The following is a 25,328-nucleotide window of genomic DNA, read 5'->3' on the forward strand; positions in this document are numbered from 1 at the left end:
TCACCATAGCCGAGTGAGTTGGAAAAACAAACGCTACTCTGGTCAAGCGTCCGCCATGACCGGGGGATCTGGGGATCTGGGGATCTGGGGATCTGGGGATCTGGGGATCTGGGGATCTACGCGGGCGTCGGGTCGCTCTCCCGTGTGGCCACGACCAGCCGGCACCGCGGGCTGCCGTCCGGCCGCCTGCCGAACTCGGGCAGGGTCTGCAGTTCGACGTCGAATCCGGCCCGTGTCAGCTCCCGACGTACCTCGTCGAGCCGAAACGCCCGGTAGTACATGACGAACGGCGGCCGCCACAACGCGTTGCGCACCCGCATGGCCGCGTCGAAGCCCAGCAGGGCCCAGTACCAGGGCGAGCTCGGCCGGTGCGGAGCCACGATCGGGAACGCGAAGCGACCGCCCGGCCTCAGCACGGAGTGGACCTGGGCGAACATCCCCGGCAACTCACGCGGCAGGAAGTGCCCGAACGCGCCGAAGCTCACCACCAGGTCGAAGGCGGCCGCGAAGGGCAGGGCGCGCGCGTCACCGCGCACCCACGTGACGCGAGGCGCGTGGTCGGGGCGCGCCTGCTCGCGCCCACCAGGACTCACGTGCTGCCGAACACCGGCACTCACCGGCTCCTGCCCACCGGGGGTCAAGTGTCCTTGCGTGCTGGGGTTCGCGTTGCCCTGCAGTCCGGCACCCGCCTGCCCCTGCACGCTCGGGTTCACGCAACCCTGCGCGCCGGGGCTCACATGACCCTGCGCACCGGGGCCCGTCTGCCCCCGGACGCCGGGGCTCACGTGCCCTTGCCCACCGGAGCTCCCATGCCCCTGCACGTCGGCGCCGCCCTGCCCGTCGGCGTCCGCCCGGTCCTGCCCACCGGGAAGTGCGTGCCTCGGCACCTCACCCTCCGCGCGATCCCACGTACGGGCGGCATCCGCCCGCTCCCGCCCCACGGCGAGCATCCCCGCGCTGATGTCCACCCCGGTGACACTCCCCCGGCACAGCTCGCGCAGTACCTGCATCCCCGCGCCGGTTCCGCAGCAGAGGTCGAGCCCGTGGTCGAAGGGGCCGATCCGGTCCAGCGCCGAGGCCACGGCGTCGAGGATCGAGTCCGGTGTCCGGAATGGCGTGTGGTCGAACTTCGGCGCGAGCAGGTCGTAGCCGTGCTCGATGGACGAAAGAGCCTGCACGGCCAGTTCGCGGAGGGTGGGACCCTGAGGGGTGAACATCCAGCTCACCTTAGGGGCAGCGTGTGCCCCGTGTGCTGGCTTATGGTCCACTTCATGACTTCGTTCCGCGCCGCGCCCGCCTGGCTGGCCAACGCCGTCTTCTACCAGATCTACCCGCAGTCGTTCGCCGACTCGAACGGCGACGGCATCGGCGACTTCAACGGAATCGCCGAGCGTCTCGCCCACCTCGCGTGGCTGGGCGTCAACACCGTCTGGCTCAACCCCTGCTTCGTCTCACCGTTCCGGGACGCCGGATACGACGTCTCCGACTACCTGAGCGTCGCGCCCCGCTACGGCTCGAACGACGAGTTCGCCAAGCTGGTCGAGGAGGCGGGCTGCCGCGGTATCCGCGTACTGCTGGATCTCGTGGCCGGTCACACCTCCGACGAGCACCCGTGGTTCACGGCTTCGGCGGACGTCCCGGGAGACGACCGGTACATCTGGGCGCCGGACGCCCACCAGGACGGTTTCATCCCCTCCCCCGGCAGCCGCCCCGGCGCGTACCTCCCGAACTTCTTCGCCTTTCAGCCCGCCCTCAACTTCGGTTACGGGCGCGAGAATCCGGCGGAGCCGTGGCGTCAGCCGGTCGACGCCGACGGCCCGCGGGCGAATCGCGCCGCACTCCGCTCGATCATGGACCACTGGCTCGGCCTGGGCCTGTCCGGCTTCCGTGTCGACATGGCCGCATCGCTCGTCAAGGACGACCCGGGCAGGACCGAGACGGCGAGCATCTGGACGGAGCTGCGACACTGGCTGGACAACACACATCCGGACGCGGTGCTGCTCTCCGAGTGGGGCGAACCCGAGGTGTCCGTTCCCGCGGGCTTCCACGCGGACTTCTTCCTCCAGTTCGGCGGCCCCACCGACGGAGGCGCCCTGCGCTCGTTGTGGAGCAACGCGGCCGGCACGGTCACTGAGTCCTGGGACCCGCTCGACTGCTTCTTCGACCCGAGCGGCAAGGGCTCGCCCCGCCCGTTCGTCGAGGCCTGGCGCGAGGCGTCGGCCGCCGTGGCCGACCGCGGCTTCATCTCCCTCCCGACCGCCAACCACGACTTCTCCCGCCTCAACTGCGGCCCCCGCTCGGCCGAACAGCTCCCCGCCGCCTTCGCCTTCCAGCTCTCCTGGCCGACCCTTCCGGCGATCTACTACGGCGACGAGATCGGCATGCGCTACGTCCCGGGCCTCCCCGACAAGGAGGGCAGCGTGCTGGGTCCCCGCTACAACCGCGCGGGCTCCCGTACCCCGATGCAGTGGGACGACGGCCCGAACGCCGGTTTCTCCCCCGCCCCCGCCGACCGCCTCTACCTCCCGCTCGATCCGGCGCCCGACCGCCCCACGGTCGCCGCCCAACGCGCCGACGACACCTCGCTGCTCCATTTCGTACGCCGACTCATCGCCCTGCGCAAAGCGACACCGGAACTCGGCTCCGACGGCTCGGTGGAAGTCCTGCACGCCGGATACCCGTTCGTCTACGTCCGGGGCGGGCGATACCTCGTCGTCGTCAATCCGCAGCGCAATGCGGTGAGTTACACGTACGACATCCCGGCGGAGCCACGACCGCTTGAGGTGTCCGGCGTCCGTGCCGACGGAGGGGCCCTCACCGCGGAAGGCTTCGCGTACGGGATCTTCGACCTCGGGCGATAGCCAATCCGACGGCGAGACGCTGAGGCAGTGACTGAGCGCGCCGGATGCCCTGGGGAATCCGCGCGCTCCGAGTTGTGCTGATGAACAGCGCGTACTTCATGACGGGCTCCCCGTGATTCCGGCGTCGAAGGGGACCGATGTGTGCTGGTGGACGATCTGCCAGCGGTCGCCCGCCGCTCGGTAGCCCGTGGTGACCCGCGCCGTGGTGTCCAGCGACTGACCGCCGGCCAGCGTGGCGCGCATCCGCACGAGCGCGTGGCTGAACGCGACGCTCTCGTCGACCCGGACGTGGAAGTCGAGCACCTCACGCTCCACGGGCCCGGTCAGCGTCGAGAACCACAGCTCCTCCGCCTTGCGGAGTGCCTCGATCCCGCTCTGCTCCAGACCGCTCACGGGGTGGAAGACCTCGACGTCCGGGGCGTAACAGGCCATCGCCCGGTCGAAGTCCCGCTCCCGGCCGGCGGCGGTGAGCTCCGCGTCGATCCGGCGGATCTCCGCCTCGGCGTCCTCGTCGTCCCAGAAGGCGCGCACCTCCATGGCACCGACACTCACCACGGGGTGCTTGGCGGCCGCCTCCACGGCCTCCTCCAGGGTGTCGCACTCGAGGATGTCGTAACCGGCGATGTGCTCCTTGGTCTCCGCGAACGGCCTGTCGGTGCGCAGCACTTCACCATCGCGTACCCGGACGGTGACCGCGTCGGCGGGGAGCCGAAGCCGGTGGCCGTGCAGCCGTACGCCGCGCTCGGCGCCCAGCTCCTCGACCCAGGGTTCGACGGGCGCCATGCCGGAGGCGTCCAGGGTGTCGTCACCACAGACCAGCAGCATGTCCTTTATGGGTTCCTCCCGGTGTTCATGAACTTGCTGCACCCCACCAACGAACGGGTCGGCGCCGAATCGACACCCTTCCAGGTTCGCGTGCGTACGACCGGACGCATCCGGCGTTCTCGTCACGGCACCCGGGCCGCGCACGATTGGATGTCCCCATGACCGAGATGACCGAGACGGCCGACGGACACGAGCACGAGCACGAGCACGAGCGGATGATGCGGGCCAACCAGGCCAACTGGGACGCGCGCACCCCCATCCACCTCGCCAGCCGCTTCTACGGGCTGCACGAGAAACTCGACCCGGCCCGCTGGTTCGCCGCCTTCGAGTGGGAGGACCTCGGTGAACTGGCCGGCCTCGATGTGCTCCACCTCCAATGCCATCTCGGCACCGAGACGATCGCCCTCGCCGAACGCGGCGCCCGCGCCGTCGGCCTCGACATCTCCGAGGCATCCGTGGCGGCCGCGGCGGACATCGCGGCACGGGCGGGCGCCGACGTCGCGTACGTACGGGCCAATGTGTACGACGCCGTCGAGGCCCTGGGAGGGCGGAAGTTCGACGTCGTGTACACCGGCAAGGGTGCCCTGTGCTATCTGCCCGACCTGGACCGCTGGGCCACCACCATCGCCGAACTCCTTTGCCCCGAGGGGCGGTTGTACATCGCCGAGTTCCATCCCCTGCTCAACTCGCTGGGCCCCAAGCCGGCCGAGGGCGAGAGGGGTGAACTGCTCCTGCGGCACGACTACTTGGGCGGCCGGGACGCCGTCCACCGGGATGCGACGTACACCTACACGGACGGTCCGGCCGTAAACGGCGCGACCGACAGCTACGAGTGGATGCACGGGCTGGACGACGTCGTCAACGCGCTGATCGGGGCGGGCCTGCGGATTCGGCGGCTGCGGGAGAGCGACGAGCTGCCCTGGCCACGGTGGCCGCAGATGACCCGTACCCCGTCCGGATGGTGGCGGCTGCCGGAGACCGAACCGCGTATCCCGCTGCTGTACGGCCTGCTCGCGGGCCTCTGAGACTCACATCACAGCCGAGCCCGGCCACGGGGTGCTACAGTGCCATCAGCACTTGTGTACGCCCCGTCTCGGGCGCCGGTGCCTGTTCCACTTCTTCTCGCTGACACGCCCCTCGCTTGCCGACCGGCGGAACAGCTTTCCAGCACATCACCTCTTGAGCGCGGCCACCGGCAGATCCTGCCGTCCGCCGTACGCGAGGTGATGTCTCCCCGCCGCACGGAGGCGTGAGCACGCCGCCTCCCCCGGCACATCCCCCTCCCTTCCTCATGACCTCATGAACCCGTCCTCGAAAGGACCCCACATCATGACCACCACACTCGAACCTCCAGTACGACAGAAGCAGCTCCCGGCGCACGCGGGCGGTGTCCTCGACATCGCGAACAACGGTCAGGGGTACCTGCGCGCCGCCACGAGCTGCCTGCCCACACCGACCGACGTCCAGGTGTCCGCCGCGCTGATCCGCCGTTACGGCCTGCGCAAGGGCGACACCGTCGAAGGCGTACGCGGCGGGGCCCGCGCCCTCACCGAGGTGGAGCGGATCAACGGGCGTACGCCCGAAGAGCTTCGCCGCCGCCCGCACTTCCATGACCTCACCCCGCTGCACCCCCGTGACCGGCTCCGCCTGGAGCACCCCGCGAGCGGTCTGGCCGGACGCGTCGTCGACCTGGTCGCACCGGTCGGCAAGGGCCAGCGCGGACTGCTCGTCGCCCCGCCCAAGACCGGCAAGACAGTACTGCTCCAGCAGCTCGCCGCGGCCATCGCGGGCAACCATCCCGAGATCCACCTGATGGTGCTGCTGCTCGACGAGCGGCCGGAAGAAGTGACCGACATGCGGCGCTCCGTCCGGGGCGAGGTGTTCGCCTCGACCTTCGACCAGACGCCCAAGCACCACATCGCACTCGCCGAACTCGTCATCGAGCGCGCCAAGCGGCTCGTCGAACAGGGCGGGGACGTCGTCATCCTGATGGACTCGCTCACCCGGCTGTGCCGGGCGCACAACAACGCGGCCGCCTCCGGTGGCCGCACCCTCAGCGGCGGCGTCGACGCGGCCGCGGTGCACGGCCCCAAGCGGTTCTTCGGCGCCGCACGCCTGGCCGAGGAGGGCGGCTCCCTCACCATCCTCGCCACCGCCCTGGTGGAGACCGGCTCCCGTGCCGACGACTACTTCTTCGAAGAGCTCAAGAGCACCGGCAACATGGAGCTCCGCCTCGACCGCACCCTGGCCTCCAGGCGAGTGTTCCCGGCCGTCGACATCACTCCTTCCGGCACCCGGCGCGAGGAACTCCTCGTACCCGCCGCCGAGTTGAACACCGTACGAGGACTGCGCCGCGCCCTGCAGACACGGGACGGCCAGGCCGGCCTGGAAACCCTCCTTGAGCGGATGCGCGCCACCCCGGACAACGCGGCCTTCCTCCGCCAGGTCCACCCGACGCTGCCCTCCTGACCTTGCCCACATGCGGCATCCGGGTGCTCGATCCCGCCGCTGTGGCCTGGCAGCCAGGCGCAGGGCGTGCCGGTTCCTACGTTTGCGGAATGACCATCGGATTCTCTTCCCGCGCCGCCGTCTGCTGTTCCGCCGTCTGCGCGGCCGGCGCCCTGGCCCTCGCGCCGAGCGCCGCGGCTCTCGCACCGAGTGCGGCCTTTGCCCAAGCCGGTACGGACCCGGGGACACCCAAAGCCTCGGCCTCACAGCCGCCGCTGCACCGGGCCGGGACGCAGGTACGGCCACGGCCCGGAGCGCCCGAGATCCCCGACGACGTCTCCGCACTGTCGTGGCTGGTGGCCGACGCCCGCACCGGCGAAGTACTCGCCGCCCACGACGCGCACCGCAAACTGCCGCCCGCCAGCACCTTGAAGACCCTCTTCGCCCTCACGGTGCTCCCGCTGCTGCCCGGCGGTATCCGGCACACCGTCACCGAGAAGGAACTACGGGGCATCGGCGACGGCAGCAGCCTGGTGGGCGTCGCCGAGGGACACACCTACCAGGTGGCGGACCTGTGGCGCGGTGTCTTCCTGAACTCCGGAAACGACGCCGTCCATGTGCTGGCCGCGATGAACGGCGGCTGGCGCACCACGGCCGCCGACATGCAGGCCAAGGCCCGCGCTCTGGGTGCCCTCGACACGCACGTCCTGTCCCCCGACGGATACGACACGCCGGGGCAGGTCTCGTCGGCGTACGACCTCGCGGTGTTCGGCCGGGCCGGGCTGCGCAACGCCGAGTTCGCGCGGTACTGCTCCACCGCCGAGGCCAGGTTCCCCGGCGGGGGCGGCTGGTCGTACGAGATCGAGAACACCAACCGGTTGCTGACCGGCGCCGACGGGGTGGAGCCGTACCCGGGCCTGGTCGGCGTCAAGAACGGCTCCACCAGCAACGCGGGCAGCACACTCGTGGCCGCCGCGCGCCGGGGCGGCCACACCGTGATCGTCACGGTGATGAACCCTCAGGAGGGCGGCGGGTTCGCGGTGTACGAGGAGGCCCGCTCACTGCTCGACTGGGGTTTCAAGGCGTCCGGACGCGTCGAACCCGTCGGCTCGCTCCTCGACACGCGTCCCGTGCCGACGGCGGCGCCGGCCGCTCTCCCGGCCGCGCTGCCCGCGGCCGACGGACCCGGCCGGCCCTGGGCTGCCGCCGCGATTGCGGGCGCGGCCTGTCTGGGCGCGGGAATTGTGGCCCTGGCCCTGCGGAACAGGGGCGGACGGCCGACGCCCGGCTGACCAACGGGCAGCCACAGCAGCAGCCCGAGCGTGATCCACGTATAGGCGTTGCTGCCGATGAAACCGTCGAGGCCGGACGCGTCGTGGAACCACAGCCACACCACGCTGCTGCACAGGATCGCGTACAGGATTCCCGCGGTCCGCACCCGGCTGCCGCGCAGCAGCACGGCGAAGGACGGCAGCAGCCAGACGAGGTGGTGCACCCAAGTGATCGGGCTGACGAGGCAGGCCGTGAGGCCGGTGAGGGCGAACGCGGCGATCCAGTCCTCGTCGGCCACGGCACGCGAGGTCCGCCGGGCCCATACGCACAGGACCAGCACGGCGGCCGTCGCCCAGAGCGCCATGCTCGGTTCGCCCGGTGCCGCGAGCCGCGCCAGTACGCCCTGGAGCGACTGGTTGGAGACATAGCCGAGGCGTCCGATGCGGTCCGTGTCCCACAGTGCGTGGGTCCAGTAGAAACGCGAGGCGTCCGGCGCCACCCAGGCAGCCAGGGCGGTGGCCGCCGCGGCGACAGCCGTCGCGACGCCCGCGGCGCGCCATCGACGGGCGAGCAACAGCATGCCAATGAAGATCGCGGGGGTGAGCTTGATGGCGGCGGCGAGGCCGATTCCGACGCCCGCGCGGCGGCCCCGGCCGGTGGACAGCAGCCACGCGTCGCTCAGGACGAGGGCCAGGAGCAGCAGGTTCACCTGGCCGAAGCTGAAGGTGTCGCGGACCGGTTCGAACAGGGCCAGCAGGCAGGCCGCCATGGCGAACCCGAACCAGCCGTACCGGCGCAGCGCGGGCCCGGCCAGGACCCACACCACGGCGGCGAGCGCGGCCAGGTTGAGCAGCAGCCCGATGGCGATCGCGGTGTGCAGTCCGACCAGCGCCATCGGCAGCATGCTGAGGGCCGCGAACGGCGGATAGGTGAAGCCGTACGTCGTCCCGGGCACGAGGTAGTCGTAGATCCGGCCGTCATGGTGTGCCCAGGCGTCGATCGTCCCGTAGTAGACGCGCAGGTCGAACCAGTCGCGCAGCAGCGGCACGGTGGTGGTGAACACGGTGACGGCGGCGGCGAGTCCCAGCACCAGGAACAGGCGTCCCCGGTCCGTGCGGGGACGCCGGGGAGAGGCCGAGGGAAGCCTCCAGGACATGCCGGGGAAGGTGCGGGGGCGTCTCATGCGGTGCGCTCCAGTACCGGCGCCTGCGCCGCTTGATGGGCCTGCCAGAGCACGACGAGGGCGAGCAGACCGCCGGAGACGGCCAGGATCACCTGTTGGGCGTCCGGCGCGTACCCGCTGGGCAGCACGGCGAGGGCGAGCACTCCGCTCGCGGCCGCGACCCGGTGGCGTACCGAGCCGCTGGGCGCCGCGGCGGCGATGAGGAACAGCCCCCACAGCGCGTACCAGGGCCTGATCGCCGGGCCGAACACGGCCACGGCGGCCAGACTCAGGCCCAGTGCGTAGATCGGTCCGGGCCTGAGGCGCAGCCATATGAAGAGGACGATGAGCACGGTCAGCACGAGTCCGGCGGTGTGCCAGGCGGGGAGGGCCAGAGGGGCGAGTCCGCTGCCGAGTCTTTCGAGCAGGGTGCCGGTGGCTCGGCCGAGCAGGCTGGTGAGCGACCAGTTCTGCGGGGACACGGGGGTCTTGAGAGCCGCGATCCAGCCGTAGCCCGTACCAGTCACGGCGGTCACCACGGCCGTGGTGGCGAGAGCGGCGAAGGTGGTGGTCAGGACGGACGGCACCAGCCCCCGCCGCCCGCGCAGCGCGATCACCGCCAGCAGGCCGAGTGCGGCGGGTGCCTTGACCAGCGCCGCGAGGGTGATGAGGACGACGCCCAGGACGGGCCACCGGCCGCGTGCGGCCACCAGTCCGACGCCGAGCAGTCCGAGCATGATGGCGTCGTTGTGCGCGCCGGCGATCAGGTGCAGCAGGACGAGGGGGTTGAGAGCGCCCAGCCACAGCGCGGCGGCCGGATCCGCACCGCTGTGCCGGGCGAGGCGGGGCAGCGCCGCCGCCATCAGCGCGACGCCGAGCAGCGCGACCAGGCGCATGCCGAGCAGTCCGGCGGGGATCTCCCCGCGCGTGAGTCCGGACAGCGCGGAGGCGACGGCGAGGAAGGCCGGGCCGTACGGCGTCGTGCTCTGCTGCCACACCGGCGCCACCTCGTCGGCGAGTGGACCGCCGAGCTGGGCGGGTCCGTGCGCGTACACGTCGATGTGCGCGTCGACCATCGCGCCCTGCGCGAGGTAGCTGTACACATCCCGGCTGAACAGCGGCGGCGCGAGCAGCAGCGGCGCCGCCCAGACGGCCAGAACGAGCAGCAGGGAGCGCGGAGTCGGCGGTTCGGGGCCGCGTACGACGGTGCCGAGGAGCGCCCACGCCGCTATCAGCAGGACGACGCCGAAGTACACGCCGACCAGGCCGAGTACGGCCTCGGCGGACTCGGGGGCGAGGAACTCCCGCACGGGCAGGGCTCCGGCCGTCTCACCCCCCAAAGCGAGAAAGGCGGAGCCGGCCAGACCGAGAGCCTGACAGCGGCGGAGATCGACGGGAAAGGCCATGGCCAACACTCGGAAAGCGTGTCAACGCCGGGTGACCGTAAAGCGACGTACTTCCCTCCGTACGGCGGCCTATGCGTGACCTCCGTGTGAGACGCGCGCGACGGGAGCCGGTTCCTGGCGCGGACAGCCCCGTCGCGGTGCCTGATCAGAAGACGGACACCCCTGTCAGCGTCGTGAAACGGTCGAGTGCCGCGACGCCCGCCACGGAGTTGCCGCGCTGGTCGAGGCCCGGACTCCACACGCACAGCGTGCAACGTCCCGGTACGACCGCGATGATCCCGCCGCCGACACCGCTCTTGCCCGGCAGCCCCACGCGGTACGCGAATTCGCCGGCCGCGTCGTAGGCGCCGCACGTGAGCATCACCGCGTTGACCTGTTTGGACTGGCTCTGAGTGAGCAGCCGGGAACCGTCGGACCGGATGCCGTGTCTGGCCAGAAATCCGGTGGCCAGCGCCAGATCGGCGCAGGAGGCCTCGATCGAGCACTGCCGGAAGTACTGGTCAAGCAGCACCGGAACGGGGTTGTCGATATTGCCGTACGACGCCATGAAGTGGGCGAGGGCCGCGTTGCGGTCGCCGTGCGCGGCCTCGGAGGCGGCGACCTCCTTGTCGAAGTCGAGGCTCTGGTTGCCGCTCTCGGCGCGCAGGAACGCGAGCAGGGACCCTGCCGCGTCTTCGGTCTGGGTCTGGAGCCGGTCGGTGACCACGAGGGCGCCCGCATTGATGAACGGGTTGCGCGGGATGCCGTTCTCGTACTCCAACTGCACCAGGGAGTTGAAGGCGTTGCCGGAGGGCTCGCGGCCGACGTGCTCCCACAACTCGTCGCCCTCACGGGCCAGATCGAGGGCGAGGGTGAAGACCTTGGTGATGGACTGCGTGGAGAACGGCTGACGCCAGTCCCCCACGCCGTACACCGTGCCGTCGAGCTCGGCGACGGCCATGCCGAAGCGGCGGGGGTCGCAGGCGGCGAGCGCCGGGATGTAGTCGGCGGGCCGCCCGCGCCCGGGAGTCTGCGCGATCTCGACGGCGATGCGTTCCAGGACCGGCTGAAAGGTCAGCGACGGGGACATGATCACTATTGTGCCGCGCGGCCGGTCCTGGTGCTCAGCGGCTCGGACCGCCCGCAGGACGGTGTCTGCGAGGTGGCCTTCGGGTACCGCTGCCCGCGAGTGCCTCGGGACGGAACGCATCCGCAGGGCGTTCGGCGGGCAACAGGCCGTTCTCCAGGCCGAGTTCGACACCTCCGGGGCCGGTTGCGGTCTCCGTCCAGCATCAAGGCGTACGACGAGAAGCCCCGCCCGGGCGTGATCGGCACCGCGTGCCGGCGCCGGCGGGAGTGAGGCACAGAGGCGGAGGCAAGAGACAGCGGGCCTGCACGCCCCAAAGTCCCCTTCGCGCCGCGCTCAGGCGCACATGTCACGCGCCGAAAGCGGATCGAGCGCGCGCACAGCGCGGATGCAACCGACCACCACACCACCCCCGAGGAGCGGCGCACCGCTCGGCAAGGGCGACCTGGCCGCCCCCGGCACGGGCCACGAGGCAGCCGCCCCAAGAGGGCGCGGGGAACTGCGCGACCAACCACAACAGGCCCGCACCCGCCCCACAACCCTCCTCACACAGCACTCAGGCGCACATGTCACGCGCCGAAAGCGGATCGAGCGCACGCACAGCGCGGATGCAACCGACCACCACACCACCCCCGAGGAGCGGCGCACCGCTCGGCAAGGGCGACCTGGCCGCCCCCGGCGCGGGCCACGAGGCAGCCGCCCCAAGAGGGCGCGGGGAACTGCGCGACCAACCACAACAGGCCCGCACCCGCCCCACAACCCTCCTCACACAGTGCTCAGGCGCACATGTCACGTGCCGAAAGCGGATCGAGCGCACGCACAGCGCGGATGTGACCGACCACCACACCACCCCCGAGGAGCGGCGCACCGCCGAACCCGGCAAGGGCGGCCGGGTCGACTCCCGCGCGGGCCAGGGCAGCCGCGGTCACGGGGATCCGCGCCCGGTCGGCGCCGTCGGCAATCTTCACGGCGACGGACCGGCCGTCCGGCAGCGCCGCGAACTGGACGCCTTCGAAGCCGTCCTTGCTGAGCAGCCCCGGTACGGCCCGCATCAGCGCGGCGACGTCGCGCCCTGAGCCGGATGCCATCTCGGCGTGCTCGCGCATCGCGTCGGCCACCTGCGCCTCGGGGGTGCCCGGGGCCGCGGTGGTGATCCCTGCCGCGGCCCGCGCGAGTCCGTGCAGCGAGACGGAGAACAGGGGCGCGCCGCAGCCGTCGACGGTCACCCGTGCGATCGCCTGTCCGGTGAGGTCCTCGACGACCTCCGCGATGGCCTGCTGGAGCGGGTGCGCGGGGTCGAGGTAGTCGTCGAGCGACCAGCCGTTGAGCTTGGCCGTGTACAGCATGGCGGCGTGCTTGCCCGAGCAGTTCTGCGCGAGCCGCGAGGGCAGTCGTCCCTCGCGGATCCAAGCCTCGCGTACGACGGGGTCGAACGGCAGGTCCGGGACGTTGCGCAGCCGGTCCTCCGTCAGTCCGGCCAGCTCCAGGATCCGCCGGGTCCCGGCCAGATGGCGTTCCTCGCCGGAGTGGCTGGCCGCGGCCAGCGAGAGCAGCTCGCCGTCGAGCGGCAGCCCGGCCCTCAGCATCGCCGCCGCCTGGAAGGGTTTGACCGCCGAGCGCGGATAGAAGGCGGCCTCGATGTCGCCGATCTGGAGCTCCACGGTGCCGTCGGCGGCCAGCACGACCACCGAGCCGTAGTGGATGCCTTCGATGACCCCGCCGCGTACGAGATGGGCGACGGGCGCGTGCAGGGGCTCGCGGATCACCGGTGCCGCCGCGAGGGAACTGCCGTACTGCATGGGCCGGTTCACGGGCCCGCTCCGGTAGGTATCCCAAGGAACCGGGTGCGCACTCCGTACCGGCCGGCGTCGACATGGCCTGCCGTCGCCGGTGTTTCCTGCTTCAGGGACCGCTTGCTCACGCCTCGGGTCCGCCTTTCCTGGGGGTGTCCGCGCGCTCGGGATGCACGATGGAGGTGAGGGTGGTCTCGACGCGGTCGAGGTGATGGGACATGGCCTCCACGGCGTCGTGCTCGCTTCCGTCGACCAGCGCCTCGACGATCGCCCGGTGTTCGCGGTTGGACTGCTCACGGCGGCCGCCGAGTTCGTTCAGGAAGGCCGACTGGCGGGCCAGTGCGTCCCGGATCTCCTCGATGACCTTGCGGAAGACCGGGTTCTGGGAGGCCTCGGCGACGGCGATGTGGAAGACCGTGTCCATCGCCACCCACGCGGTGGTGTCGGTCTCCCCCTCCATGCGCGCCAGGAGATGGGTGAGCTGGTCGAGGTTCTCCGGGGTACGGCGCAGCGCCGCGTATCCGGCGACGGGGATCTCGACATGACGGCGCACTTCGAGGAGGTCGCCTGCCGCGTAGTCGCCGAAGGTGGGTTCCTCGACGGCGTGGGCGAGGACGAAGGTGCCCTTGCCAGTACGGGACACGGTCAGACCCATCACCTGCAGGGCCCGCAGCGCCTCGCGGAGCACGGGGCGGCTGACCTCCAGACGGCGGCAGAGCTCCGCCTCGGAGGGGAGCTTGTCGCCGATGGCGTACTCGCCGCGCTCGATGGCGCCGCGCAGGTGGGTGAGCACCGCTTCCATGGCGCTGACGCGCCGCGGCACCGAACCACCTGTCTGGCTGTCTGACAGGTTCACGAGGGTGATCCTCCGCGGAAGAGGAGACGGCTGTCAACCGGCGGAAGGGTTCACCCGGGCGGCCTCAGCTGAGCACACCCGCTCCGAGCAGGCCGAACAGTGCGACGCCGATCACGAGCCGGTAGATCACGAAGGCGTTGAAGGAGTGCCTGGCGATGAACTTCAGCAGCCAGGCGATGGAGCCGTACGCGACCACGAAGGAGACGAGCGTGCCGACGGCGAGCGGGGCGGCGCCGACACCCGTACCCAGGGCGTCCTTCAGCTCGTACAGCCCGGCGCCGGTCAGGGCGGGAATGCCGAGGAAGAAGGAGAGCCGGGTGGCGGCGACGCGGTCGAGGTCGAGGATGAGCGCCGTGGACATGGTGGCGCCGGAGCGCGAGAAGCCCGGGAAGAGCAGGGCGAGGATCTGGGAGCAGCCGACCAGCATCGCGTCCTTGAACGTGGTGTCGTCCTCGCCGCGCTTGTGCCGGCCCATCTGGTCCGCCGCCCACATCACGCCACTGCCGACGATCAGCGAGGCCGCGACCACCCACAGCGAGGCGAGCGGCCCCTCGATGAGCGGCTTCGCCGCCAGGCCCACGATCACGATCGGGATGGTCGCGTAGATGACCCACCAGGCGAACTTGTAGTCGTGGTGGTAGCGCTCCTCGCGGTGGCGCAGGCCACGCCCCCAGGCGGAGACGATCCGCACGATGTCCCTGAAGAAGTACACGAGGACGGCGGCGATCGCGCCGACCTGAATGACCGCCGAGAAGCCGACCACCGCGTTGTCGTCGACGGGGATACCCATCAGCCCCTCGGTGATCTTGAGGTGGCCGGTCGAGGAGACGGGGAGGAATTCGGTCACCCCCTCGACGACTCCGAGGACCACGGCCTGCCCGACGTTGATGACGCTCATGGGATCCAGTTCTGGGGAGTTGGTCGACAGTGCTGTAGACAGTCTTACTACGCGCGGGCGCTCGCCCGTCGCCTAGGACCACACAGTTTCCGCGAACGAAACCCCCGCGAACGCCGCCCCGAGGCCCGCCATGACGCTCGCGACCACGTTCGCGACGGCGAGGAACCCGGCGCCCGTCTCGTTCAGCCGCAGCGTCTCGTACGAAAACGTCGAGTACGTGGTCAGCGCCCCGCACAGGCCCGTGCCGATCAAGAGTTGCAGGTGGGAGGAGGCATGGCCCGCCGAGGCCGCGCCCGTCAGGACGCCGAGGACCAGACAGCCACTGACGTTGACGGTGAAGGTGCCCCAGGGGAAGGCCGTGCCGTGCCTGAACTGCACCGCGCGGTCGGTCAGATAACGCAGGGGCGCGCCGACCACGGCACCGATGATCACCAGCAGCCAGTTCACAACCAGTTCTTACCTTCCTCGCCTGCTCGTCGCCGCTTCCACACCAGGGCGCGACGCGACGCCACCATCGCCAGCCATACCGCTGCGAGCGCGGCGAGCAGGGTCGCGGCGAGGTAGGCGAGGCCGGTCGCGGGATTGCCCTCGTCGAGCAGTTTCTGGATGTCGACGGCGTACGTCGAGAACGTGGTGAAGCCGCCCAGCACCCCGGTGCCGAAGAATGGCCGCACCAGCCGGTGAACCGCCCACACCTCGGTGACAGCCACCATGAAGACACCGATCACCGCGCAGCCGACGACATTGACCCAGAATGTGGTCCAGGGGAATCCGCCCGCCGGGGAGGGCCACAGCAGCGACACGGCGTAGCGGGCCGTGGCGCCGATCGCGCCACCCAGCGCGACCGTCGCGACGACCGGTCCCTGGCCCTGCCACGGGGACACCTGCCGTGCGGGCATCCCGGCCCGGTCGGCTCGCTCTTGTCCCGGGGCTGTCATGTCCGTACGCCTGCTGGCTCTTGTCGCGGGGCCGTCACGTGCGTACGCCTGCTCGCGTCTTGTCGCCGGGCTGTCATGTGCGTACGTCTCCTACTCGCCGGGGCCCGGTTACCCGAGCACGCTCGTTCGCAAGCAGGGACCGTTGGCGGCTCTGTCGCGCCGCGGTTCGGGTACGGCGGGCCCCACCGCCGCGCCGCGAGACAAGATCACGGCCGGTGAACAGCGTAACGCCGGGGCGACCGGCCCCGCACACCCGGCAGGAGCCGTGAAACGGGCGGCTCCTACCAGCCCTTCTCGAAGAAGTGACTGACCTCGGCGATGCGGTACTCGTCACGGCGGTAGTAGGTGCGACGTCTGATCTTCTTGGTGCGCAGCAGCCCGATCCCGGCAAGGAGGTCGAGGTGGGTGCGCGCGACGGCACGGCGCACACCGAGCTTGGCGGCGAGGGTCGCCGGGGTGACGCCGTCCTCGACGAGGTCGCCGTGCCGCTGCGGAGAAAAGTGCGCCACGGGGTCGCGCAGCCACTCCAGGATCTCCAGGCGTTGCCCACTGACGGGAAACTTCAGCATCTCGTCCCCTCCGTCACGGCGGTCTCCCGCCACTGTCCCGCAGCCCGGGGCGACGCGCACGGGCTTCGGCGACGCTCGCGAAGGCCGAACGCCGCCGGGAAAGCCCGGGTCCGGCTGCCGCTGGATGCCGTCGGCGTCACAGATGTTCCCTGGCTGTGGGCTTCGCCGCAGTCCTGTTCCTCTCTCCTCCGTCACCACGGCGGCCGCGGAAGCGCAGCCCTCGCTGATCGCCTCCGCCGCCGAGTCGGTCGCACACACCGGTTCCCGCTGCCGCCGCAGCCCGTACGGCGCGGTACTGGACCCCCGAGCGTATGGCCGCGGCCGTGCCCGTCGAGTCGACCGACATCGATAACAGGTCCGCGCAGCAGCCCCAGCAACTCCCCACCGCACCGAAGGGGCCGACCGGCCCGGCGACCACAGGTTCCGAGCCGACGGCGGGCGCCGCCTCCGGTGCGGCCTTCGACGGCCAGTGGCAGTACTACTGCAGTGCCACCACCGCCCAACGCGGCATCTTCACCACCGACCAGATCAAGATGCCGTGCAACACGACCGGCGGATCGCGACGGGTGGAGACGTGAGTGAGGAGCCGTCCGGGCCGGTGATCGGGACGTGGTCGCCCTGCAGCGGCGGCGAGAACTTCTCGACGGTCAGGCCGAGTACGTCACTCAGGGCGCCCTGGCCGCGCGGCGCAAGGCCGGCCGCCGGGTCCCCGAGGACGTGTCGGCCGGCGACTTCGACGACTCCCCCGCCGCCACCGCGGCCACCCCCGCCCTCGCCGCCATCCGCCGACCCTGGGACCGCATCAGAACTGGATGCAACTGCACTAGTTGCACGCTCAAGTACCGGCCGGATCTCTGTTACCGTTCAGTTATGGCAGCGAACACTCCGGACACTCGGCTTGAGGACCAGTGGCGGGACATTCTCTCGGTGCACGCGCGCACGATGTGCGAGATCGACCGCGAACTGCACCCCTACGGTCTGGGCGCCAGCGACTTCGAGGTGCTCGACATCCTCGCCTCGGGCGTGGCCGCCGATCCCGGCGCTCTGTGCCGCGTGCAGAACATCGCCGACCGTGTCCATCTGAGCCAGAGCGCGCTGTCCCGCCTCATCGGGCGGCTGGAGAAGGACGGCTTGGTGGAGCGCACCCTCTGCGAGGACGACCGACGGGGGGTGTGGGTTGCGCTCACCGCGAAGGGACACGACCTGCACGCCGAGGTGCACCCTCTGCAACGCGCCACCCTCGCCCGCATGTTGGACGGATAGCAACGCGCCACCCCGCCCGCATGGTGGGCGGACGGACAACACCGCGCCGGGAGCCAACTACTGGGCGGAAGGCGGCCGTTGTTCCGGGCGCCCCTCGCCGCCTGGGCGCCCCTCGCCTCGCTCGCCGCCCGCGCCTTCCTCGTCCCCGCTGCCCCCGTCGTCCCCCGGGCGCCGGTCCATCGGCCGTTGCGGGCCGACCGGGCCGACGGCGAAGTCCCGCGACCCGGTCCACAGAGCGGGGACCGCGTCACATCGACGGCACAACTCGTAGGCGATCGCCTCGTAGTTGACCCACCAGCCGTGGAAGTGCGGCCACGCCTGCTTCGCCGTCCGCTCCGCGGGGAACCCCGCCACCTCGGTCATCGCCACGGCCGCCTCGAACTCCGGCAACGTGAGCAGGATCGGCGCGTCCGGCGCCGGGTCGGTGTCGAAGCCGAAGCGCAGCGAACGGGCGATGTCGCGCAGCGCCGTGAAGCCCGCGCGCAGCACCAGGCGGGCCTCGGGCGGGACACTGCTCGGCGCGAGGGAGAGCTGCAGGGCGGCGGTGTCCATGACGGCGACGAGACCGACGATCCAGCTGCGGTACGGCCGCGGTGACCGGAACGTCAGCAGAATCGGATACGTGGAGTGGCTCTCGCCGATGTCCGAGGCGAGCCGCTCCCAGGACCGGTACAGCTCGGGCAGCGCGGTCTCGGTGTCCACCAGCCACTGCCGGGCCAGGATCTCCGGCCCCCAGGCGCGCGACTGGAGCAGGGTCACCTCCAGTTCGCGTCGGTTGTAGGCGGCGTACAGCGTCGGCAGATAGGCGATCTGCAGGGCGATCACGATCGGGCCGGTGGCCGCCGCCAGGAAGTCCACGGCGGACAGGTGCAGCCGGTCACCGCTGGCGAAGCCGAGCGTGAACAGGCTGGAACCGGCCTCCCGAACGGCATTGGTCCAGGTCAGTGTGGACACGGCGTGCAGGAGCAGTCCGAAGCCGAGCAGCGCCCCGCCGAGCCAGGTCGCCAGCATGCCGACCAGCATCAGCGGGGCCAGCCAGGTCTGCGCGCGGTCGTGGGCCTGGTAGCTGCCGCCCGGAGCGGCGAGTCGCAGAAGCAGCCGCAGGGTGCGCCACCAGCGGATCACCAGCGAGGAGTAGAGCCCCCTGGGCACCACGAGAGTACGCAGGACGCTGACGAGAACCGCCGCCAGGAGCAGTGTCCCGGCCACGCCCGAGATCCATTTCATGGGGTCATTGTCATGCTGTGCACCACAACCTCAGATCACACGCGTCGTGTCACGCACCTCGTGTCACCCGCTCCGTGTCACCCGTCTCGTGTCACCCGTCTCGTGTGATCCGCCCCACGTAGCCCGCCCCACGCCACCGCCCCCCCCGTGTGATCCACCCCACGTAACCAGCCCCACGTCACCGCAGCAGATCCCGTACGGCGTCGAACGCGGCGGCGACCGTCGCCGGGTCCGCGCCGGGGCGGGCCAGCGCGCTCATGGGGATCGGGGTGACCGGGGGCAGCCCGTCGTACGGGGTCAGGCCGTCCGGCGCGGGGCCGACCGCGGCGAGCAGGGCCACCCCCTGGCCGGTGCGGGCGATGTCGAGGACGCCCGCGAGATACCCCGCGTCGCCCACCACCCTGGCCGCGACGCCGTGCGCGGCCAGGGTCGCGATGGCCCGGCGCCGGATCGCGCAGGGGTCCTCGATGGCGACCAGCGGCACGGGATCGGGCGTGCCGGGCGGCGCCCAGCCGGGCGTGGCGTGCCAGGTGAGCGGCAGTCCGCCGACCGGGGTGCCCTCGGTGGCGGCGGCCTCGGTGACGTACACCGCGACGTCCACGCTGCCCCGCTCCACGGCCTCGACGAGCCGTGCCGAACGGTCGATGCGGAAGCGCACCCGGCAGCCGGGCCGCACCGACTGCACGGCCGCGGTGAGCCGGGGCAGGAACTGGTCGGCGGCGTGCTCGGTGGAGCCGATGGTCACGGTGTCGCCGTCCACGTCGAGCAGGGCGCGTACGGCCTCGTCGTGGACGGCGAGGATACGGCGAGCCTGCTCCACCAGCAGACGGCCGTCGGTGGTAAACCGCATCCCGCGGCCCTCACGCTCGACGACCGCGCGGCCCAGCGTCTTCTCCAGTCTGCGCACGTGCTGGCTGACCGCGGACTGGCTGAGGGCAAGGGAGTGGGCCGCGCGATGGAAGCCGCCGCAGTCGGCTATCGCGGTCAGGCTGCGTAGGGCCACGATGTCGAGCACAGGTTGGGACATGCGTCGAACGTAGCCCGATTCCGGCATCGATCGCGATTGCTGATCGATTTCGATGCGGAATCGTCGTTGGACGTGCTCGGCCACGGCCCGTCATGATGAGGCCATGCTTCACGCCACCGCTTCCGCTGCCTTCCTGACGCAGCGCCGAGTCATCGACTTCGGCGTGGCGTGCAGCGCGCGCTGTCGCTGACCTGCTGAAGCACTCCGCCGCCGGCCATCACTGAGGCGTTCGGCGCTCCTTCCTCCCGCGAGCCGCTTCCGGTTGCGCGTATGACACGTGGCACCGGTCCTGAGCCGCACCCGCGTATCTCCACCCCCACGTTGCCCCGCCCTGCCAAGGGAGTCGCCCCCTCATGCCCGCATCCCCGCCTTCCCCGTCCTCCTCGCCATCGTCTTCCTGGAACGAACCCGAAGGCCTCGCCGCACGCGGCACGCTCATCGTGCTGGCCGGGCGCGGTGAGCACGGCGGCCTGTACGAGCGCTTCGGCCGCCGGCTCGCCTTCGACGCCTACCGCGTGGTCGCCCTCGGGGATCCCGCCGCCGACCCGTCGGTCCTTGACCAGGCCGCCAAGCTCCTCGCCGACGAGTCGCTGCCCGGCCCGAAGGTGCTGGTCGGTTCGGACACCGGTGCCCGGTACGCCGCCCACCTGGCCGCCGAGCAGACGCCGGGGGTCGACGCGCTGATCCTCGTCGGCCTGCCCACCGCGCCTTGGGAGTCCGGCAGTTGGGACGCCGAGGTGCAGGCGCGCACTGCCTGCACCACCCATCAGGGCCGGCTCACGAACGACCCGGACTTCCGGCGCGGAGCGCTCGACGCGGCGGTCGATCTGCCGGAGCTGCGCCTCGATCTCCTACGGGTCCCGGTGCTCGCCCTGCACGGCACGGACGACACGGTCAGCCACCTCGACCAGGCGCTGAGCCTGTACGCGAGCCACCCCGGGATCAGGACCGTGACGTTCAACGCCGGCCGTCATGACGTACTCAACGACGCCCAGCACCGCACGGCCGCCGCCACGGTGGTCCTCTTCCTGGAGCGGCTGCGCCTCTCCCCCGAGCTGCCCCTGATCGCCGAGGGTCTCGCATGACCGCCCGGGTGACGACGACGGTCGCCGAGCTCGACGCCCTGCTGCGCTCCGCCGAACCGCCCGCGGTACTCGACGTCCGCTGGGCGCTCGGCGACCCGCACGGCCGCGACCACTACGCGGCCGGGCACATCCCCGGCGCCGTGTATGTGGACCTGGACACCGAGTTGGCCGCGCCGCCGAGCCCGGAGGGCGGGCGCCATCCGCTGCCGGATCTCGATGATCTGCGGGCGGCGGCACAGCGGTGGGGTCTGCGGGCCGGTCAACCGGTCGTCGTGTACGACGACTTGGGGAACACGGCCGCGGCCCGGGCGTGGTGGCTGCTGCGTTACGCCGGGGTGGCAGAAGTGACGCTCCTGGACGGGGCGTTGGGCGCGTGGCGGTCGGCCGGACTGCCGCTGGAGTCGGGCGCACCCGCCGCTCCGCCGCTGGGTGATGTCGTCCTGCGTCCGGACAGTCTCCAGACCATCGACGTGGACGGGGCCGCCGACCTCGCCACGACGGGGCTGCTGCTGGACGCCCGCGCGGCCGAGCGGTACCGCGGCGAGGTCGAGCCGGTGGACCCGCGCGCCGGCCACATCCCGGGGGCGGTCTCCGCTCCGACGGGGGAGAACCTCGCGGCGGACGGCACCTTCCTGCCGCCCGACGTGCTGCGCAAGAGGTTCGCGGACAAGGGTGCCGACGCGACCTCGCGCATCGGCGTCTACTGCGGCTCGGGCGTCACCGCGGCCCATCAGATCGCCGCACTCGCCATAGCCGGATACGAGGCAACCCTCTTCCCCGGCTCCTGGTCCGCCTGGTCCGCAGATCCCGCACGCCCCGCCACGACCGGCCCCCTGCCGTCCTGAGGCGACGCGAGAGGAACCCCGCCATGACGACGAAACCCCTGACCACGGCGCCGACCGTGCTGCCCGGCCCCACACCCGACACACCCGCCGCTCCGGCCACCCGGAGCACCCCCCGGGTCACCATCCGCGGCACCGCCCGCACCACCCGACGCTTCACCGTGCCCCGCTCGGTACGCCGTGCCTCCGGCCCCGTCGGACTCGTACTCCTGTGGTTCCTGGCCTCCGCCACGGGCGTTCTTCCCGAGACCGTGCTCGCCTCTCCTGTGGACGTACTGCGCCAGGCCGTGGATCTGACCAAGAACGGTGAACTGCCGAGCGCCATCGCCGCGTCGGGACGGCGGGCCGGTATCGGGTTCCTGATCGGCGCGACCATCGCGCTGAGCCTCGCCCTGGTGGCCGGGCTGTTCCGGCTCGGCGAGGACGTCATCGACTCGTCGATGGGCATGTTCCGGGCGATCCCGTGGGTGGGTCTGATCCCGCTGTTCATCGTCTGGTTCGGCATCGACGAGACCCCGAAGATCGCACTCGTCGCACTCGGCGTCACCTACCCGCTGTACTTCAACATCTACGGCGGCATCCGGTCCACCGACTCCCAACTCATCGAGGCGGCACGGATGATGGGGCTCGGCCGGCTGGGCCTGATCCGGTACGTGATCCTGCCGAGCGCGCTCCCGGGGGCACTCGTGGGCCTGCGGTACGCGCTCTCCACCGCCTGGCTCGCGCTCGTCTTCGCCGAGCAGGTCAACGCCGACGCGGGCCTCGGCTATCTGATGAGCAACGCCCAGCAGTACTTCCGCACGGACATCATCGTGCTCTGCCTCGCGGTGTACGCGCTGCTCGGTCTGACCTGCGACTTCGCCGTACGGGTTCTCTCGCGCCGGCTGCTGACCTGGCGCGCCAACTTCGAGGGCGAGGCGTGATCATGACCAACAGCGTGGAAATACGGGGCCTCTCGCGGGCCTTCGACGGCAACCCCGTCCTGCACGACCTCGACCTCGACATCCGCGGGGGCGAGTTCGTGGCCCTCCTCGGACACAGTGGTTGCGGCAAGTCGACGCTGCTGCGCATTCTCGCCGGGCTCGACGACGAGATCGGCGGCGAGGTGACCGTGCCCGCGCGGCGCAGTGCCGCGTTCCAGTCTCCGCGGCTGCTGCCCTGGCTGAAGGTGTGGCGCAATGTGGTTCTCGGGCTGCCCGGCCGTCCCGACCGGGGGCTCGCCGACAAGGCGCTCGCAGAGGTGGGCATCGCGGAACGCGCGACCGTCTGGCCCAAGACCCTCTCCGGAGGTCAGGCGCAGCGCGTCTCGCTCGCCCGCGCCCTCGTCCGCGAGCCCGAACTCCTGCTCCTGGACGAGCCGTTCGGCGCGCTGGACGCGCTGACCCGGGGCAAGGTGCAGCAGTTGGTCGGCGAGCTGTGGCAGCGGCACGGCTGCGCGATTCTCCTGGTCACCCATGACGTGGAGGAGGCGCTACTGCTCGCCGACCGGGTGCTGGTGATGGACGAGGGGCGCATCGCCCACGACGTCACCGTCGATCTGCCCCGCCCGCGTGATCTCACCGCCCCCGAGTTCGTCACTCTCCGCGCCCGCGTCCTCGGCTGGCTCGGTGTCACCCCCACCCTCGAAGGAACCCCCTCGTGATACGCAGAATCGCAGCCGCCGCCCTGAGCCTCACCGCGCTGCTGGCTCTGACCGCCTGCGGCGCCGACTCCTCCGCGGACACGGCCACCAGCCAGGACGAGGTCACCCTGACCATCGGCGACCAGGCCAAGACACTCCAGACCATCTTCGCCGCCTCCGGCGCCCTCGATGGCGCCAAGTACAAGGTGAAGTGGGCCGAGTTCGAGGGCGCCGCGCCGCTCTACCAGGCCGTTCAGGCGGGCGCCACCGACACCGCGTACTCCGCCGATCTGCCCGCCCTCCAGGCGCTCAGCGGTGGCGTCAAGTTCAAGAACATCGCCGCGCTCAAGAACGACGGGCACAGCACCGGGATCATCGTTCCCAAGAACTCCGACGTGAAGAGCGTCAAGGACCTCAAGGGCAAGACGGTCGTGGTGTCCTCGGCGAAGGGCAGTATCGCCGAGTACCTGCTGGCCAACGTCCTCCAGCAGAACGGGCTCAGCTACTCCGACGTGAAGGTGCAGTACCTCCTGCCGACCGACGCGCAGGCAGCCTTCGTCTCCGGGAAGATCGGGGTCTGGGCGACCTTCGGGACGTATATGGCCGTCGGTCTGCAGCAGGAGGGCCGGCTCCTCGTCGACGGCACCGACGGACGCATCAGTGGATACGGCTTCATCGGCGCCTCCGAGCAGGCCCTCGCGAGCCCGGCGAAGAAGACCGCGCTCGGCGACTTCCTCAAGCGCCTCGGTACGGCCCTGGAGTGGACCGACACGCACGAGACCGAGTACGCGGACGCCATCGTGAAGCTGAACGGCGCCGACCCCTCGGTCGCGAAGACGCTCTCCACGGCCGCGTACAGCCAGGTTCTCCCCATCACCTCGGAGGTGACCTCGAAGGTCCAGGACGTCGCCGACCTCATGAACGGTATCGGCGTGCTCGAACCGAACGTCGACGTGGCGAAGTCTGCCGACACCTCCGTCCTCAAGTGACCGCCTCCCCGACCGACCTTGAAAGCACGTGACCTTGAACGCCAGGAGTTCACCATGCCCGTAGAGTTCATCAGCGCCGTCCACACCGACTCCGGCGCGAACGGTCCCGCCGCGAGCGCACGCACCGGCTTCGACCCCGAATACGTACGCCGATACGCCCGCGCCCTGGACGACGGCGGCTTCGACCACACTCTGGTCGCCTACCACTCGGCCTCACCGGACGCCCTCCAGCTCGCCCAGTTCGTCGTCAACCACACCGAGCGGATCCGCCCGGTCCTGGCACACCGGCCCGGCGTGATCTTCCCGACCCACGCGGCCCGCGCCTTCGCGACGCTCGACCGGATCAGCAACGGACGTCTGTCCGTGCACATCATCTCCGGCGGCAGCGACGAGGAGCAGCACAGGGAGGGCGACTACCTCAACAAGACCGAGCGGTACGAGCGTTCGGACGAGTACATCCAGATCCTGCGGAAGGTGTGGACGGCGGACGGGCCGGTCTCGCACGAGGGCAAGCACTACAGGTTCGAGGGCTTCCACTCCGACGTACGCCCGGTGAACGGGCTCGTGCCGATCTCGGTGGGCGGTTCCTCGCAGGACGCCTACCGGGTGGGCGGGCAGCAGGGCGACATCTTCGGGCTGTGGGGCGAGCCGCTGAAGGAGACGGCCGAGCAGATCGCCGCCGTCAACGCGGTCGCCGACGCCGCCGGGCGCCCCCATCCCCGTATCTGGGTGTCGTTCCGCCCGATCATCGCGCCCACCGACGAGCTGGCCTGGGAGAAGGCGCACCGGACACTCGGCGTGCTCAAGGAACAGACCGCGAACACCGAGGTGCTGCGCCACTACAAGACGTCCGGGCGGCCGGCCAACGTCGGCTCGCAGCGGCTGCTGGACATCGCCGAGCGCGGCGAGGTCCACGACCGCTGCCTGTGGACGGCCCCGGCCATCGCGACGAACGCCGCCGGCGCCTCGACCGCGCTGGTCGGCTCCCCGGAGACCGTCGCCCAGGCGCTGCTCGACTACGTCGACATCGGCTGCGACCTGCTGTCGATCCGCGGCTACGACCCGCTCAACGACGCGATCGACTATGCCCGTTACGTCCTGCCGCTGGTCCGGCAGGAACTCGCCCACCGCGCCGCCACCTCCCAAGCCGCCTGAACCCCTCTGAGCTCTCATGGAGATT

24 protein-coding genes and 1 pseudogene are annotated in these 25,328 nt (G+C 71.0%); 12 read left to right on the forward strand and 13 right to left on the reverse strand.

Features of this window, described 5'->3' with window-relative positions; translation table 11 throughout:
• Positions 1-116: 116 nt before the first annotated feature.
• A complete protein-coding gene (locus ACFWP7_RS06550) occupies positions 117-1,217 on the reverse strand; it encodes a methyltransferase domain-containing protein (protein WP_384376967.1) in 1,101 nt (366 codons plus the stop codon).
• 54 nt (positions 1,218-1,271) lie between these two features.
• Here ACFWP7_RS06550 and ACFWP7_RS06555 point away from each other — a divergent pair, with 54 nt between their 5' ends.
• A complete protein-coding gene (locus tag ACFWP7_RS06555) occupies positions 1,272-2,861 on the forward strand; it encodes an alpha-amylase family glycosyl hydrolase (protein ID WP_384376970.1) in 1,590 nt (529 codons plus the stop codon).
• 96 nt (positions 2,862-2,957) lie between these two features.
• Here the strand turns inward: ACFWP7_RS06555 and ACFWP7_RS06560 are convergent, their stop codons facing one another.
• Positions 2,958-3,728 (reverse strand): nuclear transport factor 2 family protein, encoded by a 771-nt coding sequence (locus tag ACFWP7_RS06560; protein ID WP_384376973.1) that lies wholly within the window; start codon positions 3,726-3,728, stop codon positions 2,958-2,960.
• Between the two features lie 125 nt (positions 3,729-3,853).
• On the opposite strand from ACFWP7_RS06560, the gene ACFWP7_RS06565 reads away from it, so the two are divergent.
• The 3 genes and pseudogenes from ACFWP7_RS06565 to ACFWP7_RS06575 form a co-directional block, all read left to right on the forward strand.
• Positions 3,854-4,711, forward strand: a complete 858-nt coding sequence (locus tag ACFWP7_RS06565; protein WP_384377192.1) for a class I SAM-dependent methyltransferase — start codon at positions 3,854-3,856, stop codon at positions 4,709-4,711.
• A gap of 304 nt (positions 4,712-5,015) precedes the next feature.
• Positions 5,016-6,155, forward strand: a complete 1,140-nt coding sequence (rho, locus tag ACFWP7_RS06570; protein WP_384376976.1) for a transcription termination factor Rho — start codon at positions 5,016-5,018, stop codon at positions 6,153-6,155.
• An 89-nt stretch (positions 6,156-6,244) separates the two neighbouring features.
• Positions 6,245-7,141, forward strand: a pseudogene (locus ACFWP7_RS06575) (D-alanyl-D-alanine carboxypeptidase family protein); the annotation flags it as partial.
• 11 nt (positions 7,142-7,152) lie between these two features.
• Here the strand turns inward: ACFWP7_RS06575 and ACFWP7_RS06580 are convergent.
• The 9 genes from ACFWP7_RS06580 to ACFWP7_RS06620 form a co-directional block, all read right to left on the reverse strand.
• Positions 7,153-8,589 carry a glycosyltransferase 87 family protein gene (locus tag ACFWP7_RS06580; RefSeq protein WP_384376979.1) on the reverse strand — a complete coding sequence of 479 codons (1,437 nt, stop codon included), beginning with the start codon at positions 8,587-8,589 and terminating at the stop codon, positions 7,153-7,155.
• Positions 8,586-9,974: a polyprenol phosphomannose-dependent alpha 1,6 mannosyltransferase MptB gene (mptB, locus tag ACFWP7_RS06585; RefSeq protein ID WP_384376982.1), complete on the reverse strand. Its 1,389-nt coding sequence runs from the start codon at positions 9,972-9,974 to the stop codon at positions 8,586-8,588. The genes ACFWP7_RS06580 and mptB overlap by 4 nt, the downstream gene beginning before the upstream one ends.
• A gap of 145 nt (positions 9,975-10,119) precedes the next feature.
• On the reverse strand, positions 10,120-11,043 hold the full coding sequence (locus ACFWP7_RS06590) for a glutaminase (protein ID WP_384376985.1): 924 nt from the start codon (positions 11,041-11,043) through the stop codon (positions 10,120-10,122).
• Positions 11,044-11,816: 773 nt separating this feature from the next.
• Positions 11,817-12,839, reverse strand: a complete 1,023-nt coding sequence (locus ACFWP7_RS06595) for an asparaginase (RefSeq protein WP_384377195.1) — start codon at positions 12,837-12,839, stop codon at positions 11,817-11,819.
• Positions 12,840-12,957: 118 nt separating this feature from the next.
• The gene (locus tag ACFWP7_RS06600) at positions 12,958-13,635 is read right to left on the reverse strand and encodes a FadR/GntR family transcriptional regulator (RefSeq protein WP_384377198.1); all 678 of its coding nucleotides are present in this window, start codon (positions 13,633-13,635) and stop codon (positions 12,958-12,960) included.
• A 118-nt stretch (positions 13,636-13,753) separates the two neighbouring features.
• Positions 13,754-14,587 (reverse strand): undecaprenyl-diphosphate phosphatase, encoded by an 834-nt coding sequence (locus ACFWP7_RS06605; RefSeq protein WP_384376988.1) that lies wholly within the window; start codon positions 14,585-14,587, stop codon positions 13,754-13,756.
• A 72-nt stretch (positions 14,588-14,659) separates the two neighbouring features.
• A complete protein-coding gene (crcB, locus tag ACFWP7_RS06610; protein WP_384376991.1) occupies positions 14,660-15,034 on the reverse strand; it encodes a fluoride efflux transporter CrcB in 375 nt (124 codons plus the stop codon).
• Positions 15,031-15,525, reverse strand: coding sequence for a fluoride efflux transporter CrcB (gene crcB / locus ACFWP7_RS06615; protein ID WP_384376994.1), 495 nt, complete (start codon positions 15,523-15,525; stop codon positions 15,031-15,033). Before crcB (ACFWP7_RS06615) ends, crcB (ACFWP7_RS06610) begins: the two co-directional genes overlap by 4 nt.
• Positions 15,526-15,806: 281 nt before the next feature.
• On the reverse strand, positions 15,807-16,094 hold the full coding sequence (locus tag ACFWP7_RS06620) for an ArsR family transcriptional regulator (protein ID WP_384376997.1): 288 nt from the start codon (positions 16,092-16,094) through the stop codon (positions 15,807-15,809).
• A 311-nt stretch (positions 16,095-16,405) separates the two neighbouring features.
• On the opposite strand from ACFWP7_RS06620, the gene ACFWP7_RS06625 reads away from it, so the two are divergent.
• A complete protein-coding gene (locus tag ACFWP7_RS06625; protein WP_384377000.1) occupies positions 16,406-16,672 on the forward strand; it encodes a hypothetical protein in 267 nt (88 codons plus the stop codon).
• Positions 16,673-16,964: 292 nt separating this feature from the next.
• On the forward strand, positions 16,965-17,357 hold the full coding sequence (locus ACFWP7_RS06630; protein WP_384377201.1) for a MarR family winged helix-turn-helix transcriptional regulator: 393 nt from the start codon (positions 16,965-16,967) through the stop codon (positions 17,355-17,357).
• 57 nt (positions 17,358-17,414) lie between these two features.
• Here the strand turns inward: ACFWP7_RS06630 and ACFWP7_RS06635 are convergent, their stop codons facing one another.
• Together ACFWP7_RS06635 and ACFWP7_RS06640 are read right to left on the reverse strand one after the other, a co-directional pair.
• Positions 17,415-18,584, reverse strand: coding sequence for a hypothetical protein (locus tag ACFWP7_RS06635; protein ID WP_384377003.1), 1,170 nt, complete (start codon positions 18,582-18,584; stop codon positions 17,415-17,417).
• Between the two features lie 178 nt (positions 18,585-18,762).
• The gene (locus tag ACFWP7_RS06640; protein ID WP_384377006.1) at positions 18,763-19,611 is read right to left on the reverse strand and encodes a LysR family transcriptional regulator; all 849 of its coding nucleotides are present in this window, start codon (positions 19,609-19,611) and stop codon (positions 18,763-18,765) included.
• A gap of 353 nt (positions 19,612-19,964) precedes the next feature.
• Between ACFWP7_RS06640 and ACFWP7_RS06645 the strand changes: the two genes are divergently transcribed.
• The 6 genes from ACFWP7_RS06645 to ACFWP7_RS06670 are packed head-to-tail and all read left to right on the forward strand — an operon-like array spanning position 19,965 to position 25,303.
• Positions 19,965-20,696: an alpha/beta hydrolase gene (locus tag ACFWP7_RS06645; protein ID WP_384377008.1), complete on the forward strand. Its 732-nt coding sequence runs from the start codon at positions 19,965-19,967 to the stop codon at positions 20,694-20,696.
• Positions 20,693-21,541, forward strand: coding sequence for a sulfurtransferase (locus tag ACFWP7_RS06650; RefSeq protein ID WP_384377011.1), 849 nt, complete (start codon positions 20,693-20,695; stop codon positions 21,539-21,541). Before ACFWP7_RS06645 ends, ACFWP7_RS06650 begins: the two co-directional genes overlap by 4 nt.
• A gap of 23 nt (positions 21,542-21,564) precedes the next feature.
• The gene (locus tag ACFWP7_RS06655) at positions 21,565-22,461 is read left to right on the forward strand and encodes an ABC transporter permease (RefSeq protein ID WP_384377014.1); all 897 of its coding nucleotides are present in this window, start codon (positions 21,565-21,567) and stop codon (positions 22,459-22,461) included.
• A 2-nt stretch (positions 22,462-22,463) separates the two neighbouring features.
• Positions 22,464-23,180 (forward strand): ABC transporter ATP-binding protein, encoded by a 717-nt coding sequence (locus ACFWP7_RS06660; RefSeq protein WP_384377017.1) that lies wholly within the window; start codon positions 22,464-22,466, stop codon positions 23,178-23,180.
• On the forward strand, positions 23,177-24,148 hold the full coding sequence (locus ACFWP7_RS06665) for an ABC transporter substrate-binding protein (RefSeq protein ID WP_384377020.1): 972 nt from the start codon (positions 23,177-23,179) through the stop codon (positions 24,146-24,148). The genes ACFWP7_RS06660 and ACFWP7_RS06665 overlap by 4 nt, the downstream gene beginning before the upstream one ends.
• A 54-nt stretch (positions 24,149-24,202) precedes the next feature.
• Positions 24,203-25,303 carry an LLM class flavin-dependent oxidoreductase gene (locus ACFWP7_RS06670; protein ID WP_384377023.1) on the forward strand — a complete coding sequence of 367 codons (1,101 nt, stop codon included), beginning with the start codon at positions 24,203-24,205 and terminating at the stop codon, positions 25,301-25,303.
• Positions 25,304-25,328 lie beyond the last annotated feature (25 nt).

The sequence above is a fragment of the Streptomyces sp. NPDC058470 genome, from assembly GCF_042721055.1.
In the GTDB taxonomy this organism is placed as follows: domain Bacteria; phylum Actinomycetota; class Actinomycetes; order Streptomycetales; family Streptomycetaceae; genus Streptomyces.

Excerpts from the sequence above, each read along its gene's own strand:
- ACFWP7_RS06580 (WP_384376979.1), bottom strand. The coding sequence starts at position 8,589 with ATGAGACGCCCCCGCACCTTCCCCGGCATGTCCTGGAGGCTTCCCTCG.
- mptB (WP_384376982.1), bottom strand. The coding sequence starts at position 9,974 with ATGGCCTTTCCCGTCGATCTCCGCCGCTGTCAGGCTCTCGGTCTGGCC.
- ACFWP7_RS06550 (WP_384376967.1), bottom strand. The coding sequence starts at position 1,217 with ATGTTCACCCCTCAGGGTCCCACCCTCCGCGAACTGGCCGTGCAGGCT.
- ACFWP7_RS06625 (WP_384377000.1), top strand. The coding sequence starts at position 16,406 with ATGGCCGCGGCCGTGCCCGTCGAGTCGACCGACATCGATAACAGGTCC.
- ACFWP7_RS06655 (WP_384377014.1), top strand. The coding sequence starts at position 21,565 with ATGACGACGAAACCCCTGACCACGGCGCCGACCGTGCTGCCCGGCCCC.
- ACFWP7_RS06640 (WP_384377006.1), bottom strand. The coding sequence starts at position 19,611 with ATGTCCCAACCTGTGCTCGACATCGTGGCCCTACGCAGCCTGACCGCG.
- ACFWP7_RS06555 (WP_384376970.1), top strand. The coding sequence starts at position 1,272 with ATGACTTCGTTCCGCGCCGCGCCCGCCTGGCTGGCCAACGCCGTCTTC.
- ACFWP7_RS06595 (WP_384377195.1), bottom strand. The coding sequence starts at position 12,839 with ATGCAGTACGGCAGTTCCCTCGCGGCGGCACCGGTGATCCGCGAGCCC.
- ACFWP7_RS06565 (WP_384377192.1), top strand. The coding sequence starts at position 3,854 with ATGACCGAGACGGCCGACGGACACGAGCACGAGCACGAGCACGAGCGG.
- ACFWP7_RS06650 (WP_384377011.1), top strand. The coding sequence starts at position 20,693 with ATGACCGCCCGGGTGACGACGACGGTCGCCGAGCTCGACGCCCTGCTG.
- rho (WP_384376976.1), top strand. The coding sequence starts at position 5,016 with ATGACCACCACACTCGAACCTCCAGTACGACAGAAGCAGCTCCCGGCG.
- ACFWP7_RS06605 (WP_384376988.1), bottom strand. The coding sequence starts at position 14,587 with ATGAGCGTCATCAACGTCGGGCAGGCCGTGGTCCTCGGAGTCGTCGAG.
- ACFWP7_RS06590 (WP_384376985.1), bottom strand. The coding sequence starts at position 11,043 with ATGTCCCCGTCGCTGACCTTTCAGCCGGTCCTGGAACGCATCGCCGTC.
- ACFWP7_RS06620 (WP_384376997.1), bottom strand. The coding sequence starts at position 16,094 with ATGCTGAAGTTTCCCGTCAGTGGGCAACGCCTGGAGATCCTGGAGTGG.
- ACFWP7_RS06660 (WP_384377017.1), top strand. The coding sequence starts at position 22,464 with ATGACCAACAGCGTGGAAATACGGGGCCTCTCGCGGGCCTTCGACGGC.
- ACFWP7_RS06600 (WP_384377198.1), bottom strand. The coding sequence starts at position 13,635 with ATGGAAGCGGTGCTCACCCACCTGCGCGGCGCCATCGAGCGCGGCGAG.
- ACFWP7_RS06645 (WP_384377008.1), top strand. The coding sequence starts at position 19,965 with ATGCCCGCATCCCCGCCTTCCCCGTCCTCCTCGCCATCGTCTTCCTGG.
- ACFWP7_RS06635 (WP_384377003.1), bottom strand. The coding sequence starts at position 18,584 with ATGAAATGGATCTCGGGCGTGGCCGGGACACTGCTCCTGGCGGCGGTT.
- ACFWP7_RS06630 (WP_384377201.1), top strand. The coding sequence starts at position 16,965 with ATGGCAGCGAACACTCCGGACACTCGGCTTGAGGACCAGTGGCGGGAC.
- ACFWP7_RS06670 (WP_384377023.1), top strand. The coding sequence starts at position 24,203 with ATGCCCGTAGAGTTCATCAGCGCCGTCCACACCGACTCCGGCGCGAAC.
- crcB (WP_384376994.1), bottom strand. The coding sequence starts at position 15,525 with ATGACAGCCCCGGGACAAGAGCGAGCCGACCGGGCCGGGATGCCCGCA.